Origin of the sequence: Qipengyuania oceanensis (genome assembly GCF_009827535.1) — a bacterium.
GTDB lineage: Bacteria > Pseudomonadota > Alphaproteobacteria > Sphingomonadales > Sphingomonadaceae > Qipengyuania_C > Qipengyuania_C oceanensis.
The window spans coordinates 1-8,265 of record NZ_WTYN01000009.1; the positions used below are offsets into that span (position 1 = coordinate 1).

Annotated in this window: 6 protein-coding genes; 3 read left to right on the forward strand and 3 right to left on the reverse strand. The window is 47.9% G+C overall.

Annotated features, from left to right (window positions below; translation table 11 throughout):
- Positions 1-95: 95 nt before the first annotated feature.
- The 3 genes from GRI48_RS14060 to GRI48_RS14070 form a co-directional block, all read right to left on the reverse strand.
- Positions 96-929, reverse strand: coding sequence for a TauD/TfdA dioxygenase family protein (locus tag GRI48_RS14060; RefSeq protein ID WP_062902880.1), 834 nt, complete (start codon positions 927-929; stop codon positions 96-98).
- Between the two features lie 95 nt (positions 930-1,024).
- On the reverse strand, positions 1,025-1,711 hold the full coding sequence (locus GRI48_RS14065) for a glutathione S-transferase family protein (RefSeq protein ID WP_054588521.1): 687 nt from the start codon (positions 1,709-1,711) through the stop codon (positions 1,025-1,027).
- Positions 1,712-1,732: 21 nt separating this feature from the next.
- Complete coding sequence (locus GRI48_RS14070; RefSeq protein WP_054588522.1) at positions 1,733-3,376, reverse strand: FAD-binding oxidoreductase; 1,644 nt, start codon at positions 3,374-3,376, stop codon at positions 1,733-1,735.
- A gap of 121 nt (positions 3,377-3,497) precedes the next feature.
- On the opposite strand from GRI48_RS14070, the gene GRI48_RS14075 reads away from it, so the two are divergent.
- From GRI48_RS14075 to GRI48_RS14085, 3 genes are all read left to right on the forward strand, one after another.
- Positions 3,498-4,544 (forward strand): AraC family transcriptional regulator, encoded by a 1,047-nt coding sequence (locus GRI48_RS14075; protein WP_160677633.1) that lies wholly within the window; start codon positions 3,498-3,500, stop codon positions 4,542-4,544.
- A gap of 229 nt (positions 4,545-4,773) precedes the next feature.
- Positions 4,774-6,369 carry a GMC family oxidoreductase gene (locus tag GRI48_RS14080; RefSeq protein ID WP_082820006.1) on the forward strand — a complete coding sequence of 532 codons (1,596 nt, stop codon included), beginning with the start codon at positions 4,774-4,776 and terminating at the stop codon, positions 6,367-6,369.
- A 273-nt stretch (positions 6,370-6,642) separates the two neighbouring features.
- Positions 6,643-8,265, forward strand: a 1,623-nt coding sequence (locus tag GRI48_RS14085; RefSeq protein ID WP_160677637.1) for a class I adenylate-forming enzyme family protein, incomplete at its 3' end; no start/stop codon positions are given.

Consider the following 8,265-nt stretch of genomic DNA (forward strand, 5'->3'; position numbering starts at 1 on the left):
CCATGACTGCTCCTCAAAAAGCAGTCTTGAATCAGAACCAAGCCAGTTTGGGAATCCCTTTTGTCAACACGACCTAGCATCGCACACTCCGCCTGTCAGTAAACAGTTACTCTGTGGAGCTCTCGCCTATACCCCTCATAACCACCTGTCGCCTTGTGAACGACACTGCGATTGTCCCACATCACCAACATGTTCTTTTCCCATTTCTGTTTATGGACAAATACCTCTGTTGATTGCCAGGCATTCAGCTCAGCAAGAGTGCGCAAGGCTTCGGATTTGGCTACCCCTTCCAAGCCGATAATGTACGCGCCTCCGCCAAAGATTCCGAGCCGTCCTGTTTCAGGATGTTCGAGTATCAAAGGGTGAGTGTGCTGCAAAACACCGCCCTCGTTCGGACTTCTGATGTCCATTGCTCCATGGCTGCTTGTGTCGCCATAAATTCCTTGAGCCGAATAAGTGGCGGCGGAAGAATGTATAGACTTCATTCCTTGCAAACGTATCTTTGCCTCATCGGGAAGCGATTCAAACGAAATTTGCTGGTTAGAAAAATGAGTGTCCCCACCGACTGGAGGGATATCGACACCATACAGAACGGTACCTATTGGTGGGCTCTCCAGAAAGCTCCAATCTGAATGCCAGCCTTCCGCAAATATGCGGTTAGTATCAGTCGCTTCGCGTTTGACGGCCGCAGTATATTTTCGCGCCGGCAGAGGGTTAAAGAATGGGTCTTCACTGAGTTCGCCGAATTGGCGGCAAAATGCTTCTAGCTGGTCAATATCCAACTTCTGATCCGGAAATGCCAATACATGATGAGTGAGCCAAGCCTTGCGTACTTGATCAATTTCATCAGCCGCCAACGACTTGCTTAAATCAAGACCTCGGACAGTTGCCCCACAAGAGGCACCCGAAGGTGTTACTGCTATAGCCATCAAATTATTCCACGATATCTATTCAATTCTCAGGATCCGTGCCGCAAAAAGGGTGTCAGCTTGGAAAACGTGCTGCTGGAGCTCAGCCTGGCTGACTACTTCTTAGAGGCCGAAAACATGTTTTCCCATTCTTTGGAACCCGGCTTGGCATTCCATTTCATATTGTCCGAGAGCACGCTTAGGCCTTCAGAAATTGCCGGTCGCACTTTGATTGTATCGTACCACCGTTTCACATTGGGGTAGTCATCAAGGTTTTGCCCCTGCATCTTGCGCGGTCGGACCCAGGTAAATGTAGCAATATCTGCAATCGAATACTCGTCGGCCAAAAAATCATGGTCAGACAATCGATTGTCTAGGATTTTGTACAGGCGTTCTGCTTCTTTGGTGTAGCGATTGATCGCATATTCAATTTTTTCTGGCGCATAGGTTCTGAAATGATGGGTCTGGCCCAGCATCGGCCCCATACTGCTCACCTGAAAAAACAACCACTGGATAGCTTCTAAGCGCTTGAATTCAGATTTGGGTAGTAATTTCCCTGTTTTTTCCGCTAGATAGAGCAATATTGCTCCACTTTCGAATATCGTAACTGGCTTTCCGCCCGGACCATCGTGATCAATGATCGTAGGCACCTTATTATTGGGGTTGAGTTCAAGATATGCAGGATCAAACTGTTCTCCAGACAGAATATCAATTGGCGTAACTTTGTCCAACAACCCCAGCTCGGCCAGAGTAATAGTTGCTTTGTAGCCATTTGGTGTCGGCCAGAAGAACAGTTCAATCATTGTAACTTTCCAATACTCTAATCAGCCGACCATCTTGAAGTGCGCTGGTCGGTCAAGAATCATGCCAGGATTCATAATCCAATTTGGATCGATCGTGTTCTTCGCACCTGCGAGCATTGCGCGGTACAACGGATCCACTTCTTTGTCGTACCAAGGACGGAAGCTCCTACCCACCGCATGGTGATGCGTAATCGTTCCGCCAAGCTCGGTAAGCGCGTCAGAAGCTACATCTGAAAGTGCCTGATAATCTTCCAAACTCCTGCTGTGATCTGAAGGCGCAACAACTGTATAATATGGCGCCGGGCCATCCGGGTAGAGGAATGAGAAGCGCCGACAAACAATACCGCCGCCTGTGATCTCTTCCTGTGCCTTTTTGAGGCGGCGAATAACTTCGGTATCGATGGATTCGAACTTATCCCAAGTGTACGCGGTTTCGAAGGTAAAGCTAACCACGCCCATCGCTGCACGCGTATGCATCATTCGCGGCAAATAGCGAAACTGCTTGCGCCAGTTGCCTTGAGCCCCGGAACGGCTGGATTGAAGCGCATCGCCGCCCGAGCCAGTTTTGGTTTCAACGCTGCCGCCATGGTCCTTACAAATTTCAATGCCGCGCTCCAACCATGCGTCGACCGGATGATCGGCCGATTCAAAGCCCAACAGCAACACCGATTTAGAGCCATCGCCGGCGCCATAAAATTTGGCATCCTGTTCATCAAGATAGCGCGCATTGGCAGGAAAGAGGCCAGCCTGAGTGATTTCACGAACGGCACCAGCACCTTGATAGAAACTGTCAAAAGTAATGGTTGCATTGGCGCGGAATTTGACCCGCCCCTGAAGGCGCATCCAAGCCTCTGTAATAATTCCCAAAGAGCCCTCAGACCCTATAAACAGGCGGTCTGGATCTGGTCCAGCACCAGAACCAGGCAGGCGACGATTTTCAATTGTACCCTTTGGCGTGACTACACGCAGACTTTCAACCGATTCGTCAATATGGGTCAGGTGTGTGGCATAATGTCCAGAAGAGCGTGTTGCAATCCAACCACCAAGAGACGAGAATTCCCACGATTGCGGAATATGCCGCAAGGTAAGCCCCTTAGGCTTTAATTGTTCTTCCAGCGCTGGGCCTAATATGCCGGCTTGAATCAAGGCGCATCTAGAAACATCATCAACTTCAAGAATCTTGTTGAGATTGCCTAGATCAATAATCACTGCGCCCGGATAGTCTTCTGGACAACCAAATCCGTCGGTCACACTAGAGCCGCCACCAAAAGGAATAGCGGCGTAGCCCTTGTCGCCGCACCAATCCAACACAGCAGCAATGTCTGCCTCATCTTTTGGATAGGCCACAACGTCAGGAGCATTGTCAAAATCGCGGCGGTAAATCTTGGTTAGATCTTTAAAGCTCTTGCCATAGGTATGGAAAACGCGATCCCATTTGTCGGTTGTACAAAATGGCTGCAAAGAAGCCGGAATTTTGATCCGCGGCTCACGGAGCACAAGCTCTTCTAGTGTAGGATCTGGAAGAATAACCGGCTCATCGATATTGAGCCGTTGAGCCACCCTTTCCGCCATCTCTTTGACTTCTGCAGGCGTAATACCTTCATCCTCATAGCCCCAGCTGTGCCATTTCCGTCGCTTTCCGTAGTAACCTGATTCGCCGCTCATTGCGTTTTCCCTTGATTAGGTGATCCAAACTCCGAAGCAGTATTGACGATCCGTCAGCATTCTCCCATTGCCGCCAGCCTTCAATTATTGACATTTTCGATCAATTTGTTAGTCAGGAACCATGCAGAAGACCAATAACAATTTGATAATTAAGCATTTTTCTAGAAAAAGAGAAGCCACCGCCTTGAGGCTATTGCTTGACGTCGCCGACAAACGAGGGGTTTCGACACCACATATTCTTGAAGGCACTCAAGTGACTGAAGCTGACCTGAGCGACCCCTATTTTGAAATCGAGGCCTGGCAAGAGCTAGTGGCAATTCAGAATCTGGTAGAGAGAGATGGTGACGCATCCCTTGGTATAATGTCTGGATTGCAGCAGCATCTAACATGCTATGGCATTCTTGGTTTTGCCATGATGTCTTGTCGAAACCTTCTGCATGCGTTGGAGATTGCAGGGAAATTCAACAATATCTCTCTTTGGATAAATGACGTGGATGTAGCCAGGCACGGTGACACGATAAAATTTCTTATTCTGGGCCATAGATTGCCCGAGTATTCGCAGAATTTTCTTGCAACCAGAGGCATGGCAGCATTGGTGGTATGGGTGAACGAATTGATTGGACGGGCGGTCATGCCTGTCACTTGCACATTCAAGATACCCAAGCCTGTCGATGCTCAGGAATTTGAAAAATGTTTTGGGCAGGGAATTCAGTTTGGGGCCAAGCAATATTCGATATCTTTCGAAAGATCGGTGTTTGCCGAGCCATTGAAATTTAGGAATAGATGGACGCGAATGCGGTCGGAAAATGAACTTGAAACAACGTTGGAAAAAAGACGTTCCACCGTAAGCAACAAGGTCAGAGACTTATTGTTAAATCTGTCGGATCAGAAATTGTCCACTGAACCAGCTGTCTGTGCTGCCCTTGGACATTCGACCAGCACGCTGCGCCGCAGGTTGCACGAGGAAGATTGCACATTTCGGCAGATACAGTCGGAAGTGATACATGAACGCGCCAGTCATATGCTGCTGTCATCAACCATGACAATTGATCAGATAGCATATGCGCTGGGCTATTCAGAATCGGGCAGCTTTGGTCGCGCATTTAAGCGTCAGGCTGGGTGCTCTCCTGGAGCATGGCGTAAGAAACACACGCGTAAATTTAGCTAATTCATTCGAACAATTTGACTTTGTCTAGTCGCTTCGATCGACAGTGTTATCGGTACAAATTTGAGCGAAAATGACGACAGAAACCCGCAAAATGTCAATGACCAAATCTACACAGACATTCTAGCCTATTTTTAAGTGATAGCCAGTTCAGCTGCTTTATATAGTGGCAGATGCCATGTTCTTTGTTGGACTGATGGCCTTGCCCTCGCGCTAAAATAGGAAACTTGGAATGAAGAGGTTTGACTATGTTGTGGTAGGCGGGGGTTCAGCGGGCTGCACAGTAGCAAGCCGACTCTCGGAAAATGGAGAGTACTCAGTTGCACTCCTTGAGGCAGGCGGAACTCATAATAATCCACTCATTTCGATTCCATTCAATTTTGCTTTTACCGTTCCCAAGGGCTCTCACAATTGGAGTTTTGAAACGGTACCGCAACCTGGATTGAATGGGCGAATTGGCTACCAACCTAGAGGAAAAGTTTTGGGCGGCTCCTCGTCCATCAACGCTATGGTCTATATCAGAGGGGCCAAAGAGGACTACGATAACTGGCAAGCATTAGGGAACAGGGGTTGGTCCTATGAAGACGTACTGCCCTTTTTTAGAAAAGCACAAAACAGGCAAAAAGGCGCTAATGAATTTCACGGCATTGGTGGACCGCTAAGCGTATCTCCACCTCGCAGTCCCAATCCACTGAACGATACCTTTATCCAAGCAGGCGTGGAGTGCCAGATCCCACGCAATGACGACTTCAATGGTGCGACGCAAGAAGGTATTGGATTTTATGAATTGACTCAGGACAATGGGCGGCGTTGCTCAACCGCTCATGCTTACTTAACGCCAGCGAAAAATCGAGAAAATCTCACCATTTTCAAACGCTCCATTGCGGAAAAAGTAATGATCGAAAATGGACGCGCAATAGCGGTTAGAGCAAAAATCGATGGGCGGGCTCAGATAATCAGGGCGAACAAAGAGGTTATCCTATCTTGCGGTGCGTTTCAGAGCCCGCAATTATTACTGCTTTCTGGTATTGGTCCAAAATCCAAACTGGAAGAGCACAAAATCGATCAGGTCCTCGAACTTCCTGGAGTCGGTGAAAATCTGACTGATCATTTAGACTACAGTTTAATCTATGAATCAGATAGCGAATATTGCTTAGGAAGAAATGCCCGCTCAGTATTTCGTGTTGCTATGAATCAACTTCAATATCTGATTTTCAAGCGCGGTGTGATGACCACAAATTTTAACGAATCTGGGGCCTTTTACTACACTAATCCTGAAGAACCCTCTCCTGACATTCAACTGCACTTTGCCTTTAGCATGGTCGACCAGCATGGTCTGAAGAAACATGGGCGTGGCGGCTTCACCTGTCACATTTGTGTCCTGCGTCCGAAGAGCGTTGGCAGTGTAAAACTGGCAGATGCGAATCCGAATTCTCCACCTTTGATTGACCCGGCATTTTTAAAGGATGAGCGCGATCTTGATACAATGTTAGCTGGGGTGAAACAGGCTCAACAAATCATGCAAGCTCCGTCATTTGATGCACATAGAGGAAAGGCGCTCTACGCTGGCGCAAGCAACGATGACGAGGAGCTAAAAGAAGACATCCGCAACCGAGCCGACACGATTTATCACCCCGTTGGTACATGTAAAATGGGCCCAGATAGCGATCCGAATGCTGTTGTCGATCAGAGGCTAAGGGTGCGAGGAATCAAGAGTTTGCGAGTTATTGATGCCTCGATCATGCCAAAAATAGTTTCCGGAAATACAAATGCCCCATCGATCATGATTGGCGAAAAAGGCGCCCATATGATCTTGGAAGATGCTTGATCCATTCGGGACAAGACTCTTCTCTATTTGCAAAACGCAGTTGAACGAAAACGCTCTATTTCGAAATATTTCGTTGGTTTTTCGTAGGATGGCGCAACATTTTTCGAGCCGCATATTGGAATTGATTATTTCTGATCCGAACAGGTTTGTGACCCTCAATGCGAATCTTGGATGAATTGGTCGAAGATTTGTTTCATTCGGCTCTGTCTATCAAGTGCCGAATTTGTGCAAAGTCGATGTCCAAAGCGATAGGATTTTTGGAAGGAAACCGAGATGGATTGGACTGATGCGATTTCGAAATTGACTGCTCGAGGTGAGCAATTCGAGCTTCAGGATATTACGATCAATGGGAATGTGTGCAAATGGTTTGTAAACGCCCCGAGCACTTTGCCGCAAATGATCAAAGAATCGATCAGCGACCAAACTTTTTACGTTTATAAAACAGAACGATACACATTCAATGAAATGTATCAGCGGGCCTCGAGCTTGGCTGCCGAATTGATCGAAAAATATGGTATTTCGCCTGGAGATAGGGTCGCCATTGGCATGCGCAATTATCCAGAATGGCCAATCGCATTTACAGCGATCACATCAATCGGGGGCATCGTAGTCGCGCTGAACGCCTGGTGGGAATCCGATGAGCTCGAATACGGACTGAATCACACCGGAACAAAAGTTGCAATTGTTGATCAAGAGCGGCTTGACCGTATAATTGGAAATGACCGCTTGAATGAAATGCACCTCATCTCGGTTCGATCCGAACCTGAAGAGAGAGCCCAACCGATCGAACCTCTGCTAAGTCGCAAAGTCGATATGCCAGAGGTTGAGCTGGGACCGGACGATGATGCCGTAATTCTGTTTACATCTGGATCAACAGGTCATCCTAAAGGTTCAGTGTCCACCCATCGAAATATCCTCGCCTCATTACTGTCATGGGAACTTGATTTAACTTGCATGGCGGTTTTGAAAGGCAGGACGAAATCTAAAAAAAATGGCAGCAAAGCGTATACCGATTCGACGCTATTAGGGATGCCGCTATTTCATGTGAATGGTTTATTGGCAGTCTTACTAGCCAGTTACCGTAAACAGCGAAAAGTGGTTGCCATGTACAAATGGGATCCCATGCGCGCGGTTGAGCTGGTTGAACGCGAGAAAATAATCAGCTTTGTCGGCACTCCGGCCATGACGGGAGATATCATGCTGGCTGCCCAAGACACTGGTCATGATGTCGGAAGTTTGTTGGCCGTTGGCGGGGGCGGTGCTGCGCGCGCTGAATCGCAGGTCAAGGGCCTTGATGACACATTCAAAAATGCTAAGCCTGGTACCGCCTGGGGTATGACCGAGACCAATTCCATCGGCACATCTATCGTAGGCGATGATTATCTGAGCAGGCCATCGAGTTCCGGTCGCGTCAGCGCGGTTCTTGAATTGGGGGTGGTTGATGATGGCGGAAATTTTCTTCCATCAGGAGAGCGCGGAGAATTATTGATCCGAGGCACTTCAGTTATTCACAAATATTGGGAACGCCCAGACTCCATTGATGATTTTCTAGAAGATGGTTGGTTCCGAACTGGAGATATCGCATATATTGATAAAGAGGGCTTCTTGTATGTCGTCGACCGACTGAAACAGATCATAATTCGCGGTGGCGAAAACATTGGTTGTAGCGAAGTAGAGTCAGCTTTGGCAGGTTATCCGTCTATCATTGAAGCGTGTGTTTATGGTGTGCCTGATGAGAGGCTCGGCGAAGAAGTTGCGGCCACGATATACGCTGACAATCAGGTAGATGTTGCGGCATTGCAAGAAAGTTTGAAAAGCAAGCTCGCCAATTTCAAGATCCCGAAATATGTCCGGATTTCGGAGACCCCTCTGGCCAGAATTGCATCTGGAAAAATC